General features: G+C 60.5%; 16 protein-coding genes. 7 read left to right on the top strand and 9 right to left on the bottom strand.

Annotation, left to right across the window (positions count from 1 at the left end; all coding sequences use genetic code 11):
* Window positions 1-106: 106 nt before the first annotated feature.
* Window positions 107-1,561, top strand: a complete 1,455-nt coding sequence (locus tag ACQKEN_RS00310; protein ID WP_427682838.1) for an alanine/glycine:cation symporter family protein — start codon at window positions 107-109, stop codon at window positions 1,559-1,561.
* Window positions 1,562-1,591: 30 nt separating this feature from the next.
* Window positions 1,592-2,596 carry an asparaginase gene (locus ACQKEN_RS00305; RefSeq protein ID WP_427682836.1) on the top strand — a complete coding sequence of 335 codons (1,005 nt, stop codon included), beginning with the start codon at window positions 1,592-1,594 and terminating at the stop codon, window positions 2,594-2,596.
* Window positions 2,597-2,610: 14 nt separating this feature from the next.
* Here ACQKEN_RS00305 and ACQKEN_RS00300 read toward each other — a convergent pair whose 3' ends face one another.
* The 3 genes from ACQKEN_RS00300 to ACQKEN_RS00290 all read right to left on the bottom strand — a co-directional run bounded on the left by ACQKEN_RS00300 (window position 2,611) and on the right by ACQKEN_RS00290 (window position 4,400).
* Window positions 2,611-2,916: a helix-turn-helix domain-containing protein gene (locus ACQKEN_RS00300; protein ID WP_427682834.1), complete on the bottom strand. Its 306-nt coding sequence runs from the start codon at window positions 2,914-2,916 to the stop codon at window positions 2,611-2,613.
* Window positions 2,906-3,280 (bottom strand): type II toxin-antitoxin system RelE/ParE family toxin, encoded by a 375-nt coding sequence (locus tag ACQKEN_RS00295; RefSeq protein WP_427682832.1) that lies wholly within the window; start codon window positions 3,278-3,280, stop codon window positions 2,906-2,908. The genes ACQKEN_RS00300 and ACQKEN_RS00295 overlap by 11 nt, the downstream gene beginning before the upstream one ends.
* A gap of 253 nt (window positions 3,281-3,533) precedes the next feature.
* Complete coding sequence (locus tag ACQKEN_RS00290) at window positions 3,534-4,400, bottom strand: bestrophin family protein (RefSeq protein WP_427683763.1); 867 nt, start codon at window positions 4,398-4,400, stop codon at window positions 3,534-3,536.
* Window positions 4,401-4,669: 269 nt separating this feature from the next.
* On the opposite strand from ACQKEN_RS00290, the gene tkt reads away from it, so the two are divergent.
* A complete protein-coding gene (gene tkt / locus ACQKEN_RS00285) occupies window positions 4,670-6,781 on the top strand; it encodes a transketolase (protein ID WP_427682830.1) in 2,112 nt (703 codons plus the stop codon).
* A gap of 64 nt (window positions 6,782-6,845) precedes the next feature.
* On the opposite strand, the gene ACQKEN_RS00280 is transcribed toward tkt, so the two are convergent.
* Together ACQKEN_RS00280 and ACQKEN_RS00275 are read right to left on the bottom strand one after the other, a co-directional pair.
* Entirely contained in the window at window positions 6,846-8,057 is a 1,212-nt protein-coding gene (locus ACQKEN_RS00280) for a YeeE/YedE family protein (protein WP_427682828.1), read from the bottom strand.
* A gap of 91 nt (window positions 8,058-8,148) precedes the next feature.
* Complete coding sequence (locus ACQKEN_RS00275; protein WP_427682826.1) at window positions 8,149-9,696, bottom strand: PLP-dependent aminotransferase family protein; 1,548 nt, start codon at window positions 9,694-9,696, stop codon at window positions 8,149-8,151.
* 89 nt (window positions 9,697-9,785) lie between these two features.
* Between ACQKEN_RS00275 and ACQKEN_RS00270 the strand changes: the two genes are divergently transcribed.
* The 3 genes from ACQKEN_RS00270 to ACQKEN_RS00260 are packed head-to-tail and all read left to right on the top strand — an operon-like array spanning window position 9,786 to window position 11,555.
* Window positions 9,786-10,427, top strand: a complete 642-nt coding sequence (locus ACQKEN_RS00270) for an FMN-binding negative transcriptional regulator (RefSeq protein WP_427682824.1) — start codon at window positions 9,786-9,788, stop codon at window positions 10,425-10,427.
* The gene (locus ACQKEN_RS00265) at window positions 10,420-10,866 is read left to right on the top strand and encodes an N-acetyltransferase family protein (RefSeq protein ID WP_427682822.1); all 447 of its coding nucleotides are present in this window, start codon (window positions 10,420-10,422) and stop codon (window positions 10,864-10,866) included. Before ACQKEN_RS00270 ends, ACQKEN_RS00265 begins: the two co-directional genes overlap by 8 nt.
* 17 nt (window positions 10,867-10,883) lie before the next feature.
* Window positions 10,884-11,555, top strand: coding sequence for a GNAT family N-acetyltransferase (locus tag ACQKEN_RS00260; protein ID WP_427682821.1), 672 nt, complete (start codon window positions 10,884-10,886; stop codon window positions 11,553-11,555).
* A gap of 132 nt (window positions 11,556-11,687) precedes the next feature.
* Here ACQKEN_RS00260 and oadA read toward each other — a convergent pair whose 3' ends face one another.
* Both oadA and ACQKEN_RS00250 read right to left on the bottom strand, forming a co-directional pair.
* The gene (gene oadA, locus ACQKEN_RS00255) at window positions 11,688-13,496 is read right to left on the bottom strand and encodes a sodium-extruding oxaloacetate decarboxylase subunit alpha (RefSeq protein ID WP_427682819.1); all 1,809 of its coding nucleotides are present in this window, start codon (window positions 13,494-13,496) and stop codon (window positions 11,688-11,690) included.
* 103 nt (window positions 13,497-13,599) lie between these two features.
* Window positions 13,600-15,015, bottom strand: a complete 1,416-nt coding sequence (locus ACQKEN_RS00250; RefSeq protein ID WP_074885974.1) for an acetyl-CoA carboxylase biotin carboxylase subunit — start codon at window positions 15,013-15,015, stop codon at window positions 13,600-13,602.
* A 195-nt stretch (window positions 15,016-15,210) separates the two neighbouring features.
* Here ACQKEN_RS00250 and ACQKEN_RS00245 point away from each other — a divergent pair, with 195 nt between their 5' ends.
* Window positions 15,211-16,161 carry a LysR family transcriptional regulator gene (locus ACQKEN_RS00245; protein WP_427682818.1) on the top strand — a complete coding sequence of 317 codons (951 nt, stop codon included), beginning with the start codon at window positions 15,211-15,213 and terminating at the stop codon, window positions 16,159-16,161.
* Here the strand turns inward: ACQKEN_RS00245 and ACQKEN_RS00240 are convergent.
* Window positions 16,115-16,345, bottom strand: a complete 231-nt coding sequence (locus ACQKEN_RS00240; protein WP_074885980.1) for a PA3496 family putative envelope integrity protein — start codon at window positions 16,343-16,345, stop codon at window positions 16,115-16,117. The genes ACQKEN_RS00245 and ACQKEN_RS00240 overlap by 47 nt on opposite strands.
* A 109-nt stretch (window positions 16,346-16,454) precedes the next feature.
* Complete coding sequence (gene hexR, locus ACQKEN_RS00235; RefSeq protein ID WP_065988147.1) at window positions 16,455-17,321, bottom strand: transcriptional regulator HexR; 867 nt, start codon at window positions 17,319-17,321, stop codon at window positions 16,455-16,457.
* Window positions 17,322-17,400 lie beyond the last annotated feature (79 nt).

Here is a 17,400-nt window from a genome sequence, read left to right as displayed (position 1 = left end):
CCCTTTTTTTTGCCCAGCATCATTCGGGCTTGTAGCAAACCGGATAAAGACTCCAATAACGCGCGCCGGTATAGTGCGCACCCTCTAAGAAAGCGAGGAAACACCAATGCTTGAAGTCATCAACGACTTCCTCTCGGGAAAAGTACTGATCGTGCTCATTGTTGGGCTCGGTGGATATTTCACGATTCGCTCGCGTTTCGTTCAGTTCCGTCACTTCTTTCACATGTTCGCGGTGTTTCGCGACAGTCTGCGCAGCAGCGCCGGCCAGTTGAGTTCCTTCCAGGCGTTGATGCTCAGCCTTGCCGGCCGCGTCGGCGCCGGTAACATCGCAGGCGTCGGCATTGCCGTCACCCTGGGCGGCCCCGGCGCAGTGTTCTGGATGTGGGTCACTGCGCTGGTCGGCATGGCGAGCAGCTTTTTCGAATGCTCCCTCGGCCAGCTGTACAAACGCTGCGACGCCGAAGGCCAATACCGCGGCGGTCCGTCGTATTACATTCAGCACGGCCTGGGCAAACGCTGGCTGGGCATGATCATGGCGGTGTTGTTGCTGGTGACCTTCGGTTTTGCCTTCAACGGCCTGCAATCCCACGCCGTGACCCACTCGCTCAACGACGCGTTCAAGATCTCGCCAGGCTACGCCGGCGTCGGTCTGGCGATCCTGCTGGGCCTGGTGTTCGTCGGCGGGATCAAGCGCATCGCCAAGGTCGCCGACCTGCTGGTGCCGATCAAGACGCTGGTCTACATCGCAGTCACGCTGTATGTCATCGGCGTGCAGTTCGAACACGTGCCGCAGATGCTGATGACCATCGTCAAAAGCGCGTTCGGCATGGATGAAGTGTTTGGTGGCCTGATCGGCAGCGCCATTGTCATGGGCGTCAAACGTGGCGTCTTCGCCAACGAAGCCGGCCTGGGCAGTGCGCCGAACGTGGCGGCGGTGGCTCAGGTCGAGCACCCGGTGGCACAAGGTGTGGTTCAAGCGTTCAGCGTGTTCCTCGACACCTTCGTCATCTGCACCTGTACCGCATTGCTTATCCTGCTGTCCGGTTTCTACACGCCGGGCTTCGAAGGCGATGGCATTGCCCTGACGCAAAACTCCCTCGCCGCCGTCGTCGGTGACTGGGGCAAGCTGTTCATCAGTGTGGCGCTGGCGCTGTTCGTGTTCACTTCGATTCTCTACAACTACTACTTGGGTGAAAACAGCCTGCGCTTCCTGCTGGGCGAGAACCGCAAGGCGATCTTCGGCTACCGCGTTCTGGTCCTCGCGCTGATTTTGTGGGGCGCGGTCGAGGATCTGGGCACAGTGTTCGCCTTCGCCGACATCACTATGACGCTGCTGGCCTTCGTCAACCTGATCGCGCTGGCGATGCTGTTCAAAATCGCGCTGCGGGTGTTGAACGACTACGATGCCCAGCGTAAAGCCGGCATCAAGACGCCGGTTTTCGACTCCAGCCAGTTCCCCGATCTGGACCTGGACCTGAAAGCCTGGCCAAAGCCTGATGCCGCTCAGCCAGCGGTAGCCTCGGCAACGGTCAGCGGCAAATCGGTCGCAGACGCGCATTGATCATTTGAACGTCGGTCCAGGGAGACAGGCATGAATCGCCAAAACCACACAGCAGCCCGCCAGGTGATGGTGCTGTATACCGGTGGAACCATCGGCATGCAGGCCAGCGAAAACGGGCTTGCACCCGCTTCCGGCTTTGAAGTGCGCATGGCTGAGCAACTGGCTGCACTGCCCGAAATGGTGGTGCCGCAGTGGTCGTTCCGCGAAATGGCTCCCCTGATCGACAGCGCCAACATGACGCCCGCCTACTGGCAGCGCTTGCGTGAGGCGGTGGTCGACGCAATTGAAGTTCAGCACTGCGATGCCGTGCTGATCCTGCACGGCACCGACACCCTGGCCTACAGCGCAGCGGCCATGAGCTTTCAGCTGCTGGGCCTGAATGCACCGGTTGTGTTCACCGGGTCGATGTTGCCAGCGGGCGTTCCCGACAGCGACGCATGGGAAAACGTCAACGGCGCCTTGCAGGCCTTGGGTCAAGGGCTTGCCGCGGGAGTGCATCTGTACTTCCACGGGGAGCTGCTTGAGCCGACGCGGTGCGCGAAGATTCGCAGCTTCGGCCGTAACCCTTTCGCGGCACTTAATCGCGCTCGGGGTGGTGAGGCCGCATCGGCATTGCCGGCGGCACTGGACTATCGTCAGCCCAAGCATTTGGCGAATGTTGCGGTGTTGCCCCTGTTCCCCGGCATTGGCGCTGCTCAGCTGGACGGATTGATCGACAGCGGCATTCAAGGTCTTGTGCTGGAATGCTTCGGCAGCGGCACAGGGCCCAGCGATAACGCCGGATTCCTTGCCAGCCTGCAGCGTGCTCACCGGCAAGGCGTCGTGGTCGTGGCCATTACCCAATGCCACGAAGGCGGCGTCGAGCTGGATGTGTATGAGGCTGGCAGTCGGCTGCGGGATGTCGGCGTGCTGTCCGGCGGCGGCATGACCCGCGAAGCTGCGTTCGGCAAGCTGCATGCGCTGCTGGGGGCGGGACTGGACGAGGATGACATACGGCAGCTGGTTGAGCTGGATGTGTGTGGGGAGTTGCGCTGAGCGAGTAGCGCCGCTTAGATAATCGTCTGCAGGCCTTTATCCGCGATGACATTCAGAAGCTTCAAGGCAGGCCCTGCAGGACGGCTGTCGCCCTGCTCCCACTTGCGAACCGTGGACGCTGTGGTGTTCAGGTGAAGCGCGAACACCGGCTGACTGAACTTCAAAGCCAGCCTCAAGCTCCGTATATCCCCAGGGCTAAGCTCTCGGACAGGTGCTGGGCATATAGACTCAAACTCGCGCAGGGTGATCTTGCCCACTGCGCCTTCCGCATAAAGCTCGGCGATATCTCCCCGTAGCGCCTCGATGATTTTACTGGTCACAGTGAACCTCCTCTAACGTCCCAGCCCGCAAAGCCAGCACCATTGCATCCTGAGGCAGGCCAAGGAAAACTTTGCCCGCATAGCGCAGAGCCTTTTTTTCCTGAGCCGTGATATTTGATCGAGCGCTTTTCGCAAAACCGATCAGAAATACGTAGCTGTCTCCCGACTTCGCGGATAGCAGGGTACGATAACCGCTGCTTTTTCCTCCGCCGGCCCGGGCGACTCGCTTCTTGTACAAGCTTCCTCCCAAATCCGCATCGACCAAACCGTTTTCCATCTCCGCAACTGCATCGCAGAGCGCATTGTCGGGAAGATTTTCGCCAGCTTGCCACTTTGCGAAATCCCTTCGCTTCAGCACCACCATCCGATCACCTGATTCTGAGTGTATACCCCTTACGGGTATGATTTATGTAGTCAGCGCCATGAACCCGCCCGACGGCTTTAACCATAGCCAACACAAATCATCTGCACCGGGACAAACGTCACCAGGTGATACAGCTTGCCGACGTCTTACGCCATTTCACATCCGCTAGCGGCTCAGTCATTACAAACGCCCCAAGCGCTATGTAGCACTCAATCCTGACCTCGCAGGGCCGGGGCGCAGAGAATATCTATATCTACGAATAAGCCACCTCAACCGGTCGCTTATCCATTGCATCCTGCAGCATCGAGTTAAGATTGCCGGAGATGTTTTCGCACAGCGCTTTCATCTGGATCTCGTGCTCGGAGACTTTGAACGGGCTTTGCAGGTCGGTACCGATTTTCTCGATTGCCAGCAGCATGAAGCCGACCACGGTGGACGCCAGCGGCGTGAACCATCCCAGCGTTTCCACCAGACCGATGGGCACGATGATGCAGAACAGCGTGATGAAAAGGCGCGGGAACGTGACGTACGGGTAAGGCAACGGGGTATTGGCGATGCGCTCCATTCCGCCCTGGTTGTTGGAGATTTCCACCAGCGTCGCTTCGAGCCGTTCGAGGCGAATGCTGTCCAGACGGCCGGCCTTGTATTCCTGAGAGATGATCGCAGCGGACTCATTGAGAATCGCGTTGGGGAAGTTGTTGGTGCGCGTGCGGCGCTCGTACTCTTCCCGGGAAATCATCGCGGTGACCTGCTCGCCGCAATCGCTGCCCTTCAAATGGGCCGACAGGCATTCAACATAGGCGACATGCCGGCGCAACAGCGTGGCCTTGACCGGGTTCAGCCCGTCCTCGTCATCGATGAACGTCAGCACCTGCCGGGCGAAGCTACGAGAGTTATTGACCAGCGCGCCCCATAAGGTGCGCGCCTCCCACCAGCGGTTGTACGCACTGGTGTTGCGGAAACTGGTCAGCACCACCAGCGCAGAACCCAGCAGGGTCAGGGGCATCGATGGCAGGGTGATCTTGCGATCGAGAAACAGCATGAAGTCGACGGTGACGACAACATCCCAGATCAGCAGCCAGAACAAGGACCAACCGATGTAGGTAAACGTCCGGATCATGGCCCGGTACTTCTTGACGATCAATTCCTGCAAAAGCCACCTCCGTCGCAATACGTTGAATCAGTCGGCAAAGGCTCGACCCAAGGCTTCGAATGCCTGCGGGCAAGTTCGTTCGTTACGACCACAGGCTATATGTAACCAAATACTCTCGGAAAGCTGAATCGCTTCTCCACCGGGTCGCCTGACAGATTGTTCATGGAACGATCACAGCCTCCGGGAGCTCAACACCTATCTGGATGCTTCCGCTACCCGTCACGAGGAGAACGTTAATGAGCTCGTCTGCCAATACTCCCTCCACCGAACGCTCCGGCGCCGCGCGCGCTTTTACGCCGCACACCGACCGCGACCAATTGACCATCAACACCATTCGCACCCTGGCCATGGATGCGGTGCAAAAAGCCAACTCCGGGCACCCCGGCACGCCGATGGCGCTGGCACCTGTCGGCTACACGCTGTGGAAAGATTTCCTGCGCTACCACCCGGAACACCCTGACTGGCCAAACCGCGATCGCTTTGTCCTGTCGGTCGGTCATGCGTCGATGCTGCTTTATTCACTGCTGCACCTGGCGGGTGTGGTCGAGATCGACGAGCATGGCAAACCATCGGGCAAACCCGCGGTGAGCCTGGAGGACATCAAGCAATTTCGCCAGATGGATTCCAAAACCCCGGGCCACCCTGAATACCGCATGACCACCGGCGTGGAGACCACCACCGGTCCGCTGGGTCAAGGCTGCGCCAACAGCGTCGGCATGGCGATGGGCGAGCGCTGGCTGGGCGAGCACTTCAACAAGCCCGGCGCTACGCTGTTCGATTACAGCGTTTACGTGCTGTGTGGCGATGGCGACATGATGGAAGGCGTGACCGCCGAGGCGGCGTCGATTGCCGGCCACCTCAAGCTGTCGAACCTGTGCTGGATCTACGACAACAACACCATCAGCATTGAAGGCCATACCGAGCTGGCGTACAGCGACGATGTGCAGAAGCGTTTCGAGGGCTACGGCTGGAAAACCCTGCACGTCAAAGACGCCAATGACGCCAACGCGCTGGCGAAGGCGCTGCAGACCTTTCAGCACACCAGCGATGCACCGACCCTGATCGTGGTCGACAGCATCATTGGCTTCGGTTCGCCCAATAAGCACAACACGTCTGCCGCCCACGGCGAACCGCTGGGCGACGATGAAATCAAGCTGACGAAGAAAGCCTACGGCTGGGATGAAAACAGCAGCTTCCTGGTGCCGGAAGATGCTCGCCAATACCTGCGGGATGCATTGCTGGAACGTAGCGGCAGCGATTACGACGCATGGCTCGCAACCTTCAACCAGTTTGAAAAGGACCAGCCGGAGCTCGCTGACCAGCTCAAGCGCATGCGTGCTGGTGAAATGCCCGAAGGCTGGCAAGACAAGCAGATGAATTTTGAAGCGGACGCCAAAGGCATTGCCTCGCGCGCTTCCGGTGGCAAGGTGCTGAACGCCTTCGCCGAGCAGATCCCTTGGCTCATCGGCGGCTCGGCCGACCTTTCGCCGTCGACCAAAACCAACCTCACATTTGAGGGTGCGGGCAGCTTCGAAGCGGGCCATTACGGCGGTCGAAACCTGCACTTCGGCGTGCGCGAACACGCCATGGGCTCGATTGCGAACGGCTTGGCGCTGTCCTACATCCGCCCGTACACCTCGACGTTTCTGGTCTTCAGCGACTACATGAAGCCGCCGATTCGTCTGGCGTCGATCATGGAGTTGCCAGTGGTGTTCGTATTCACTCATGACTCGATCGGCGTCGGCGAAGACGGCCCGACGCACCAGCCCATCGAGCAGCTGACTCAACTACGCGCAACGCCGGGTGTGCTGACGATTCGTCCGGGCGATGCCAACGAAACGGCGCAGGCCTGGAAAATCGCGCTGGCGCAAACTAGCAGACCGACTTGCCTGGTGCTGTCACGTCAGCCGCTGCCAACCCTTGATCGCTCGAAATACGCCAGCGCCGAGGGCCTGACCAAAGGCGCCTATGTACTGGCTGATGCGGTGGAAGGCAAAGTAGACGTCATCCTGATCGCCACCGGCAGCGAGGTCGGCATGACCGTCGAGGCGTTCGAGACGCTCAAAGCCCAAGGCGTTGCGGCGCGAGTGGTGTCGATGCCGAGCTGGGAGCTCTTCGAGGACCAGGACAAGGCCTATCGCGACGGCGTGCTGCCACCGGACGTAAAAGCCAGGGTGGTGGTGGAACAGGCAGGGCCTGTCGGCTGGGATCGGTACGTCGGCCAGACTGGCGCGAAGATTGTGATGAACACCTTCGGTGCGTCGGCTCCCATCGAGAAGCTGCAGGCCAAGTACGGTTTCACCGCGGAGAATATCGTCAAGCGGGCTAACGAGCAGATCGCCGGTTAATCCTGTGTAAGAGCGTTTGCCCGCACCTCGCGGGCAAGCGCCCTCCGTCCTTCAGATCACTCGATCAGCACCCGGTCAAAACTGCGGGCCGACGTTCGCCCTCAAAGAAGAACGGCCGAATCCGCACGCCCAGTGCGTTGCCCGCAAAGGCAGCGATCAGCCAAAGCCAGCCGTGCAGGCTGCCTGAGGCGATGCCGCTGAAGTACGCGCCGATGTTGCAGCCGTACGCCAGGCGCGAACCGTAACCGAGCAACAGTCCACCAAGCACTGCAGCGATCAGCGAGCGTGTCGGGATTTTCAGGCTCGGGGCGAATCGTCCTGCAAGGCCGGCCGCCACTGCCGCACCCAGCATGATGCCGATATCCATGACGGTGGTGATGTCTTCCCATACGGGAGCAGCCAGCGCCTTGGCATTCGCTGGCATCTGCCAGAACGGCCAACTGCCCACATCCACGCCCAGACCACCGGCGACTTTCGCACCCCATAGCGCAAAGGCCGAGGTGATGCCCCAAGGGCGACCTGCCAATGCCAGTGTGGCGTAGTTGAGCAGCGCCAGGCCTACCGCCCCCCACACCAGCGGCCAGGGACCACGGAGGAAGCGGCGCAAGCCAACGTGCTCACTGGTGACGGCCGCTTCCAGCTCTCCGTGCCGACGCTTTTCCAGTTTGACGGTGACAAAAGCAATGACTGCGAACAGCGCCAGGCTCATGAGCAGCGCAGGGATCACGCCGAAGCTTTTGACAATGGAGGTGGCGGGGAACGACGGCAGCGAGAACCACCAATCGACGTGATGGGTGGCGATCAGCGAGCCAATGATGAAGAACAGCAAGGTCACCAGCATCCGTGCATTGCCGCCGCCAACGGTGAACAGCGTGCCGGACGCACAGCCGCCGCCCATTTGCATGCCGATGCCGAAGATGAAGGCACCGAAGACAACGGACACGCCAGCTGGGGCGACGAGGCCGGTGACCGGCGTGCCGAACAGCGTACCGGCACCCAGCGCAGGGAAAAACAGCACCACCGCGACGGCCAGCATCACCATCTGCGCACGCAGACCGGCGCCGCGTCGCTCGTTGATGAATACCCGCCAGGCCGAAGTGAAGCCGAAAGCGGCGTGATACAGCGTAAGGCCCAGCGCGGCGCCAACGATCAGCAACAGCACTTGCCTGCCGCCAACGGCCGATTGGAGAAACAGAGCGCCGACCACCAACAAGAGGAAGGCGATCAGCGGGGCGCCGAGCTTGCGCTGCGGCGCCACAGAGAGGGGAAGACTCATGGGCGTATCTCGGAAAAGGATTGCGATGGGCGCGAGTATACGCCGGTGCCTGCTTGGTGACGCGCCAACGCCGCCATTGGCTTCACCACCATCAAACCCGCCAGACGCTTCGCAACCGCGCCAGCGCCGAGGCGATATCGGCCTCGGGCACCGCCGCAAAGCCCAGGACCAGCCCGGCCCGATCATCCATCGGCGTCTTTGACTCCGGTAGCCAATACTCACTCAACGGCGCGACCTCGACGCCAACGCTTTCTGCTTTGGTCACCAGTTCCGTCTCACGCTCTAACGTGTCCACCGCGACGGTGACATGAAGCCCTGCAACCGGCTTGATCATCGGGCTGCAACCCGCAAGTTCATGGGGCCAGTCGGCCAGTAATGCGTCACGTCGACTCAAGGCAGCGCGGCGCATGCGACGGATGTGCCTCTGAAAGTGGCCTGCTGCGATGAACTCGGCCATGACCATTTGCGTGCCGACCTCGGAATGACGCATGTCCACGGCCCGGCGCCGGCTGAAGGGCTCCACCAGGTTGCGCGGCAACACCAGATAACCCAGACGCAGCGCCGGAAATGCCACCTTGCCGAATGTCCCGACGTACAGCACGCGGCCGCTCCGATCCAGCGCTGCCAACGGCGCCAGCGGGGCGCCGCTGTAGCGATATTCGCCGTCGTAGTCGTCTTCGACGATCCAGCCCTGATTGCGCTCGGCCCAGGCGAGCAGTTCCAGGCGCCGCGCCAGACTCATCGTCACCCCCAGCGGGTATTGATGAGAGGGCGTCACGTACGCCAACTTGCAACCTGAGTCATCCAGAGCCGGACTGCGCATGCCCTCGGCGTCAACCGGCATACCCTGCAACTTGGCGCCAGCCACCCCGAAGGCATGGCCAGCCGCGCGGTACCCCGGGTTTTCGAGTGCTACCACGTCGCCCTGCTCCAGCAGCAGCTGTGCACAAAGGGTAATTGCCTGCTGCGCGCCATTGGTGATCACAATTTGCTCAGGTGCGCAGCGCAGATCGCGGGACGTCCTCAAATAAGCAGCGATCAGCTCTCGCAGTCGCCATTCGCCGGCCGGGTCGCCGTAGCCCAGATGTTGCAGGCCTGGTTTACGCCAGAAAGCAGCGTGCAGCTTGCCCCACGTGTCGAAAGGGAACAGATCGAATGCCGGAACCCCTGTTCGAAATGCCTTCGGCAGGCCGCTTTTTGGAGGTCGTAAATGATGCCGATCCAGCGTATGCATTGCCGTGCTGTGGATAACATTGTTGGACGATTCGGCCGCCACAATCGGGGGTTTTGTGGATAACCCTGTTGATAAGCTTGGTGATAACCCTGTGGACAGGTGTGTGGATAGTTTTTTTGCAGCCAGCGGTTTCTCCCTCAACAGGGCCACGTATGTACCATCGCCCACGCGGCTCTCGATAAAGCCTTCAGCGTAGAGCTGGTCATAGGCGCGCACCACGCTGTTGCGGGAGATGCCGAGGGACGACGCCAGATCCCGGCTTGCCGGCAAGCGCGTGCCACCGGATAAGCGACCGTCGAGGATGCGTTCGCGCAGGGTCTGATAGAGCTGGCGGCTAAGACCATGGCGGCGGTTCAGCTCCATGCCGGCGAAATCGAACGTCAGCGCAGGCGTGGGTACGTGCATGGCATTGGCCCTATGAGATTGACCATTAATGGCTCTTACAACGAACCATTAGGCTGCCTAGGATTGGCTCAGCCGCCAAGGAAAATCTCATGTACACGCCCAGCTATTTTAAAGATGAAGACCTTGCCAGCCTGCACAAGCAGATAGAAGCCACGCGCCTGGCAACGCTGGTCACGTTTGACGAGACCGGTTTGCAAGCGAGTCATATCCCCTTGCTGCTCGAACCGACTCAAGGTCCGCAAGGCACGCTGTATGGGCATCTGGCCAAGGCGAATCCGCAGTGGAAGGCTCTGGAGACGGGCGCCGAAGCATTGTTGATTTTCCAGGGTGCAGACGCCTATATCAGCCCTTCTTTTTATGCCGCCAAGGCCGAGCACGGCAAAGTGGTGCCCACTTGGAATTACCTGGCGGTGCACGCGTATGGCCGCGCCGATGTGTTCACTGATCCAGCACGGCTGTTGCGGGTTGTCACCGGCCTGACCGACAAGCACGAAGCCAGCCGCGCCGAGCCTTGGGCTGTCAGCGACGCACCCGCCGATTACATCGAAAAAATGCTCAACGGCATCGTCGGCTTCGCGATCCCCGTCGAGCGGCTGGAGGGCAAACGCAAGCTCAACCAGAACCGCAGCGCCGCAGACATCGCCGGCGTCAGCAAAGGCCTGGCACTCAGCCAGGACCCATCCGATCAGAAAATCGCTCAGTTGATGAGCCAGGGAGCATCGCGTGTCTGACCTCCACATCCGTCCCGTCACCGCCGAAGATCACGATGCCTGGCTGCCGTTGTGGCATGCCTATCTGACCTTCTACAAAACCACGCTGGCCGATGCGGTCACACAGAGCACCTGGCAGCGGTTTCTGGACAACAGCGAGCCCACCAATGCCGCCCTCGCCTGGCAGGACGGCAAGGCGGTAGGCATGGTGCATTTCATCTATCACCGCTCGAACTGGAGCATCAGCAATGCCTGCTACTTGCAGGATTTGCTGGTGGTGCCGGAACAGCGCGGCACGGGCGTTGGTCGCCAACTGATCGAGTACGTCTACGCGACCGCCAAAAGGGACGGCGCTGACAAAGTCCATTGGCTCACCCACGAAACCAACGCAACCGCGATTCAGCTCTACGAGCGCATCGCAGAGCGCCCGGGCTATATCCAATTTCGCAAACCGTTGTAAGACCAGGAACCCTCGATATGTCGGATCTCACGCACTGGCAACCGGCCAAACTGCCGGACACGCGCACGCTGCAAGGACACTTTATTCGTCTGGAGAAACTCAACGCCGCCCGCCATGGTGATGGCTTGTGGGAGGCGCTGGAAGGTCCGGCCGCTGACCGCAAATTGTGGGATTACCTGTTCGTGGGCCCGTTTCCTGAGCGCAGTGCATTCGATGACTATCTCGCCGGCCTGGAAGGCTCGACTGACCCGTGGTTCTACACCGTCATTGATCAACAGACCGGCGCCATCGACGGCTTTCTGGGCTTGATGTCCATCTTCCCGAGCGCGGGCCGCATCGAAATTGGCCATGTGACCTTCGGCGCCTCGATGCAACGCACGCCCAAGGCAACGGAAGCGGTGTACCTGCTGGCGAGGGAATCCTTTGCGCTGGGCAATCGCCGTCTGGAATGGAAATGCAACGCCAACAACGCCCGCTCCAGGCGCGCGGCCGAGCGCTTCGGGTTCAGCTTCGAAGGCACGTTCCGCCAGCATTCGGTGTTCAAAGGGCAGAATCGCGACACCGCCTGGTATTCGATGATCGACAGCGAATGGCCGGCTGCACAGCAAGCGTTTGAAGCATGGCTGGCTGTGGATAACTTCAAGGACGGTCGGCAAATCAGAACGCTGGAGCAACTGCGCGGCAACTGAGTGCGTCGAAACGAAACAGCCGGAGGCGCCCAGCTTCAGGCAAAAAAAGAGGAGCCACGAGAGCTCCCCCAGAGGTAACCGTTCAGCCTGCCGCGTCTGTGCGCGGCAGGCGGTCAATGTGCAGCGGCAGTGTCAGCCCTCGATTTCGACCAATATCTCGCCCGGGTTTACGCGATCGCCTTTCGCGACGTGGATGGCCACAACCTTGCCAGCGATTGCAGCCTGGACTTCGGTCTCCATCTTCATCGCTTCGGTGATCAGCACTGCCTGACCGGCGCGGACGGCATCGCCCTCCTTCACCAGCACGTCGACGATGTTGCCCGGCATGGAAGTGCTGACATGGCCCGGTTTGCTGGCCTGCGCACGCTTGCCGATGCCACTGCCGACGAACTCATTGAGTGGCTCGAACACCACTTCTTCCGGCATGCCATCAATGGAAAGATAGAAGTGACGCTTGCCCTCGGCTTTGACGCCCACGCCGGTGATATCAACGCGGTAGCTTTCGCCGTGAACGTCGATGACGAATTCGGTCGGAACGCCCTCGCCACCTGATTTCGCCACCGCGCCAGGCTCGGGAATCGGCAGCAGCGGCTCTGGCGCCAGGGTGCCCGCCGCACGTTCTTCGAGAAACTTGCGGCCGATGTCCGGGAACATGGCGTAAGTGAGCACGTCTTCTTCGCTGGTCGCCAAGGCGCCGATCTCACCGCGCAGTCTGGTCATTTCCGGTTTGAGCAGGTCGGCCGGACGCACGTCGATCAGCTCTTCACTGCCGATGGCCTGACGGCGCAGTGTCTCGTCCACCTGCCCTGGCGCCTTGCCGTAGCCGCCAGTCAGGTAAAGCTTCACTTCATTGGTGATGGTTTTGTAACGCTCGCCGGCCAGCACGTTGAAAAACGCCTGGGTGCCGACGATCTGTGAAGTCGGGGTCACCAACGGCGGATAGCCCAGGTCTTTGCGCACCCGCGGAATCTCGGCCAGCACTTCGCCCATGCGGTTCAAAGCGCCCTGCTCTTTGAGCTGGTTGGCGAGGTTGGAGATCATGCCGCCCGGCACTTGGTTGACCTGCACACGGGTATCGACCGCCGTGAATTCGCTTTCGAACTGGTGATACTTCTTACGCACCGCGTAGAAATACAGGCCGATTTCCTGCAGCAGTTCCAGGTCCAGGCCGGTGTCAAACTCACTGCCTTTAAGGGCCGCAACCATCGACTCGGTGCCCGGGTGGCTGGTGCCCCAGGCGAAGCTGGAGATCGCGGTGTCGATGTGGTCGGCACCGTTTTCGATGGCCTTGAGCTGGCACATCGCGGCCAGGCCCGCGGTGTCATGGGAGTGAATGAACACCGGCAGGGATTGCTCGGCTTTCAATGCCTTGACCAGCTCACCCGTGGCGTACGGGGTCAGCAGACCGGCCATGTCCTTGATCGCGACGGAATCACAACCCATCGCTTCCATCTCTTTGGCCTGCGCCACAAACGCGCCGATGGTGTGCACCGGGCTGGTGGTGTAAGCAATCGTGCCCTGGGCGTGTTTGCCGGACGCCTTCACGGCTTCGACCGCCACGCGCAGATTGCGCACATCGTTCATGGCATCGAAGATACGGAACACGTCGATACCGTTGTCCGCCGCCTTGGCGACGAATGCCCTGACCACGTCATCGCTGTAGTGGCGATACCCCAGCAGGTTCTGACCGCGTAGCAGCATCTGCAGACGCGTGTTGGGCAGCGCCGCGCGCAATTGGCGCAAGCGCTCCCACGGATCTTCCTTCAGGAAGCGCACGCAGGCGTCGAAGGTCGCACCGCCCCACACTTCCAGCGACCAATAGCCGACTTTGTCGAGCCTGTCGCAGATCGGCAGCATGTCCTCGGTGCGCATGCGGGTCGCCAGCAGAGACTGGTGGGCGTCGCGCAAAATGGTGTCGGTGACGAAGATTTTCTTGGACATGTTCGGATCTCCTTTTAGCTTCAAGCGGCAAGCTACAAGCGGCAAGTAACAGCGGATCGGCTTCAACTTGCAGCTTGCGGCTTAGCGCTTGCAGCTGGCTTTTTTATAAGCCCGCATGGGCAGCAATGGCGGCGGCGATGGCCAGGGCCAGCTCTTCGGGTTTGCGCTTGATCGAGTAGTTGGTCAGCTCGGGATGGCTCTCAACGAAGCTGGTATTGAACTGGCCGCTGCGGAATTCCGGGTTGCGCAGGATTTCCTGGTAATACGCGGCCGTGGTCTTCACACCTTGAAGACGCATGTCGTCCAGCGCGCGCAGGCCGCGGTCCATCGCCTCTTCCCAGGTCAGCGCCCAGACGATCAGCTTCAGGCACATGGAGTCGTAATACGGCGGAATGGTGTAGCCGGTATAGATCGCCGTATCGGTGCGCACGCCGGGACCGCCGGGCGCGTAATAACGGGTGATCTTGCCAAAGCTCGGCAGGAAGTTGTTTTTCGGGTCCTCCGCGTTGATGCGGAACTGCAACGCGAAACCGCGATGGATGATGTCTTCCTGCTTGACCGACAGCGGCAGCCCCGAGGCGATACGAATCTGCTCGCGGACGATGTCGATCCCGGTGATTTCCTCGGTGATCGTGTGCTCCACCTGTACGCGGGTGTTCATCTCCATGAAGTACACCTCGCCCTCGGCGAGCAAAAACTCCACGGTGCCGGCGTTCTCATAGCCCACGGCCTTGGCGGCGCGTACGGAGAGGTCGCCGATGTAGGCGCGCTGCTCCGGCGTCAGTTGCGGGCTCGGGGCGATTTCGATGAGCTTCTGGTTGCGGCGCTGGATCGAGCAATCACGCTCGAACAGGTGAACGACGTTGCCAAAGCTGTCGCCGAGGATCTGCGCTTCGATGTGCTTTGGGTTGACGATGCACTTTTCCAGAAAGACTTCGGCCTTGCCGAAGGCCTTGGTGGCTTCGGAAATGACCCGAGGGAACGCCTGTTCCAGCTCTTCTCGGCTGTTGCAGCGACGAATGCCGCGACCGCCGCCGCCCGACGTGGCCTTGAGCATCACGGGGTAACCGATGCGATCGCCTTCCACCAGTGCTTCGGCGATGTCAGCCACGTTGCCTTCCGTGCCGGGCGTCACCGGTACGCCGGCCTTGATCATGCTGCGGCGAGCTTCGGTTTTGTCGCCCATGCGGCGGATCACTTCAGCGGACGGGCCGATGAACTTGATCCCTCGTTCGGCGCAGATATCCGCCAGCTCCGCGTTCTCCGACAGAAACCCATAGCCGGGGTGTAACGCATCGCAGCCGGTTTCAACGGCGAGGTTCACCAGCTTGCGCGGGTTCAAATAGCCTTCGAGGGGCTCCGAGCCGATGCCATACGCTTCGTCGGCACGCTTCACGTGGAGCGCGTGACGGTCCGCGTCGGAATAGATCGCCACCGAGCGGATGCCCATTTCGGCGCAGGCGCGCACGATCCGGACAGCGATTTCCCCACGGTTGGCGATCAGGATTTTTTTTATCACTGGTATTTCCTCGACCGATTAGCAGACGGGCCAGATGGCTGGCCAATACCGCGCGACATTCCGTTACTGCATGTTGCTCGCAGGTCAAGCCACCCTATGACGAATCAGCAATTAACAAAAATGAGTAAATATTGGGTGAACCATAAGCAAAACCTTATAGTTACCACTATCAGCAAAGCAGCCAGAGGTAGATAAATGCGTAAGTCATTGATGCGCATGACGTTGCGTCAATTACGGATCTTCAATGAGGTCTGTGATTTACGCTCTTACAGTCGCGCAGCCGAAGAAATGTCGCTGACCCAGCCGGCGGTGAGCCTGCAGATTCGTCAGCTGGAAGAGCTGGTCGGCCAGCCGCTGTTCGAATACGTGGGTAAAAAGCTCTATCTCACGGAAGCAGCCGAGGCGCTGCAGCTCGCCAGCCGCGACATCTTCGGTCGGCTGGAGAACCTCGACATGCAGCTCTCCGACATGCAGGGCTCGCTGCAGGGGCAGCTCAAACTGGCGATCGAATCCAGTGCCAAGTACTTCGTGCCCCACCTGTTCGCGGCCTTCAAGCGTAAGTACCCGGAAGTCATGCTCAACCTCACGGTCGTCAATCGGGCGCAGGTGATTCGGCGACTCTCGGATAACCGCGATGACCTGGTGGTGATGTCGATGGTCCCGCAGGACATGGGCCTGGAGTTCTTGCCCTTTCTGAATAACCCGATCATTGCCGTGGCGCAGCCGGATCATCCGTTGGCGCTGTTGCCCAATCCAATGTTGAAAGATCTGGAGTCGGCAACGCTGGTGGTCCGCGAACAGGGCTCGGGGACGCGCAAGGCGTGCGAGGAATATTTCAAGGAGAAGCGCATTCACTTCGAGCACACGCTGGAGGTGTCCTCGGCTGAAGCGCAGCGTGAATGCGTGGTGGCGGGGCTTGGCGTCGCACTGCTGACGCGCCATGCGCTGAGCCTGGAACTTGCCACTGGCACGCTGGTTGAGCTGCCAGTGGCTGAATTGCCGCTGTACCGAAGCTGGTGCGTCGTACAGGCACGGGACAAACGTCTGTCGCCGGTGGCTCACGCGTTCCTGTCATTCATTCGGACGGAGCGTACGCAGATCAGCGAGCTGGTCGCGCGCTTTGATGGCCACCTTCCGAAGCGCTAGCGCTCTGCCAGAAGTGGGCCGTGGCGCCATCCAGGTAGTTCGAGAGTTCCTGGTTCAGGCGGCGTTCTTCGGAATGGCTTTCGATCGCACGCCGGAACGCCATGCGGCGCTGGTCTTCCTGCTGACGGCGGGTCTTGGTGCTGGAGGTGCTGTGCTGCTGCGAGTCATCGTAGTGCCGAGGCATATCCTGTCTCCCATTCGTGTGCGGGAGTACAGAGTGGCGGGGCGCGGTGACGATCAGACGTCGGAAGCGTTACAGGTTGGTGAAGGTTTCAGCCCTGTGCAGGATCGGCTCAATCTTCGGACGATTTGATCGACTTCGGCGACAACCGCAGGCTACGCAAGCTGCGCTTCACGCTTTTCAAGTGATTGACCAGGCTCGGACCGCGCGCCATGGCGACGCCCATCGCCAGCACATCAATGACCACCAGATGCGCGATGCGTGAGGTCAGCGGCGTGTAGATCTCGGTGTCTTCATGCACGTCGATGGCGAGGTTGACCGTGGACAGCTCGGCCAGTGGCGTCTGGCTCGGGCACAGCGTAATCAGGTTGGCACCACTTTCACGCACCAGATTGGCGGTGATCAGCAGGTCTTTCGAACGACCTGACTGCGAGATACACACCGCGACGTCCGTAGGCTTGAGTGTCACGGCCGACATCGCCTGCATATGCGGATCGGAATAGGACGCTGCCGTCAGCAGCAGTCGGAAGAACTTGTGCTGGGCATCAGCCGCGACCGCACCCGATGCGCCGAAACCGTAGAACTCGACCCGATGCGCCGCCGCCATGACCGTCACCGCAGCCTGCAAGGCATGGGGGTCGAGCTTTTCGCGCACTTCTATCAGCGTGTGCAGCGTGGTGTCGAAAATCTTCAGGCTGTAATCGGCGACGGAATCGTCTTCGTGGATGGCGAACTGCCCGAAGCTCGCGCCGGCGGCGAGGCTCTGGGCCAGCTTGAGTTTCAGATCCTGAAAACCGGTGCAGCCAATGGCGCGGCAGAAACGCACGATGGTCGGCTCACTGATACCGACCGCATGCGCCAGATCGGCCATGGAGCTGTGCATCACGGCCGCCGGATCAAGCAGCACGTGATCGGCTACTTTCAGCTCCGACTTGCGCAAGAGATGGCGTGACTGGGCGATGTGCTGCAACAGATTCAAAGGGCAGGACTCAAATGAAGGATGGGCCGGGCTGTAGCTTTCTTGTAGTTATACTACATGACCTGCAAACCGCACAGTT

The organism is Pseudomonas sp. NPDC078416, from assembly GCF_050268485.1.
In the GTDB taxonomy this organism is placed as follows: Bacteria; Pseudomonadota; Gammaproteobacteria; order Pseudomonadales; family Pseudomonadaceae; genus Aquipseudomonas.
The sequence above is the reverse complement of the archived record's forward strand: the minus strand, read 5'-3'. Positions and strand labels throughout refer to the sequence as shown.

Excerpts from the sequence above, each read along its gene's own strand:
- ACQKEN_RS00310 (WP_427682838.1), top strand. The coding sequence starts at position 107 with ATGCTTGAAGTCATCAACGACTTCCTCTCGGGAAAAGTACTGATCGTG.
- ACQKEN_RS00305 (WP_427682836.1), top strand. The coding sequence starts at position 1,592 with ATGAATCGCCAAAACCACACAGCAGCCCGCCAGGTGATGGTGCTGTAT.
- ACQKEN_RS00295 (WP_427682832.1), bottom strand. The coding sequence starts at position 3,280 with ATGGTGGTGCTGAAGCGAAGGGATTTCGCAAAGTGGCAAGCTGGCGAA.
- ACQKEN_RS00290 (WP_427683763.1), bottom strand. The coding sequence starts at position 4,400 with ATGATCCGGACGTTTACCTACATCGGTTGGTCCTTGTTCTGGCTGCTG.
- tkt (WP_427682830.1), top strand. The coding sequence starts at position 4,670 with ATGAGCTCGTCTGCCAATACTCCCTCCACCGAACGCTCCGGCGCCGCG.
- ACQKEN_RS00280 (WP_427682828.1), bottom strand. The coding sequence starts at position 8,057 with ATGAGTCTTCCCCTCTCTGTGGCGCCGCAGCGCAAGCTCGGCGCCCCG.
- ACQKEN_RS00275 (WP_427682826.1), bottom strand. The coding sequence starts at position 9,696 with ATGCACGTACCCACGCCTGCGCTGACGTTCGATTTCGCCGGCATGGAG.
- ACQKEN_RS00270 (WP_427682824.1), top strand. The coding sequence starts at position 9,786 with ATGTACACGCCCAGCTATTTTAAAGATGAAGACCTTGCCAGCCTGCAC.
- ACQKEN_RS00260 (WP_427682821.1), top strand. The coding sequence starts at position 10,884 with ATGTCGGATCTCACGCACTGGCAACCGGCCAAACTGCCGGACACGCGC.
- oadA (WP_427682819.1), bottom strand. The coding sequence starts at position 13,496 with ATGTCCAAGAAAATCTTCGTCACCGACACCATTTTGCGCGACGCCCAC.
- ACQKEN_RS00245 (WP_427682818.1), top strand. The coding sequence starts at position 15,211 with ATGCGTAAGTCATTGATGCGCATGACGTTGCGTCAATTACGGATCTTC.
- ACQKEN_RS00240 (WP_074885980.1), bottom strand. The coding sequence starts at position 16,345 with ATGCCTCGGCACTACGATGACTCGCAGCAGCACAGCACCTCCAGCACC.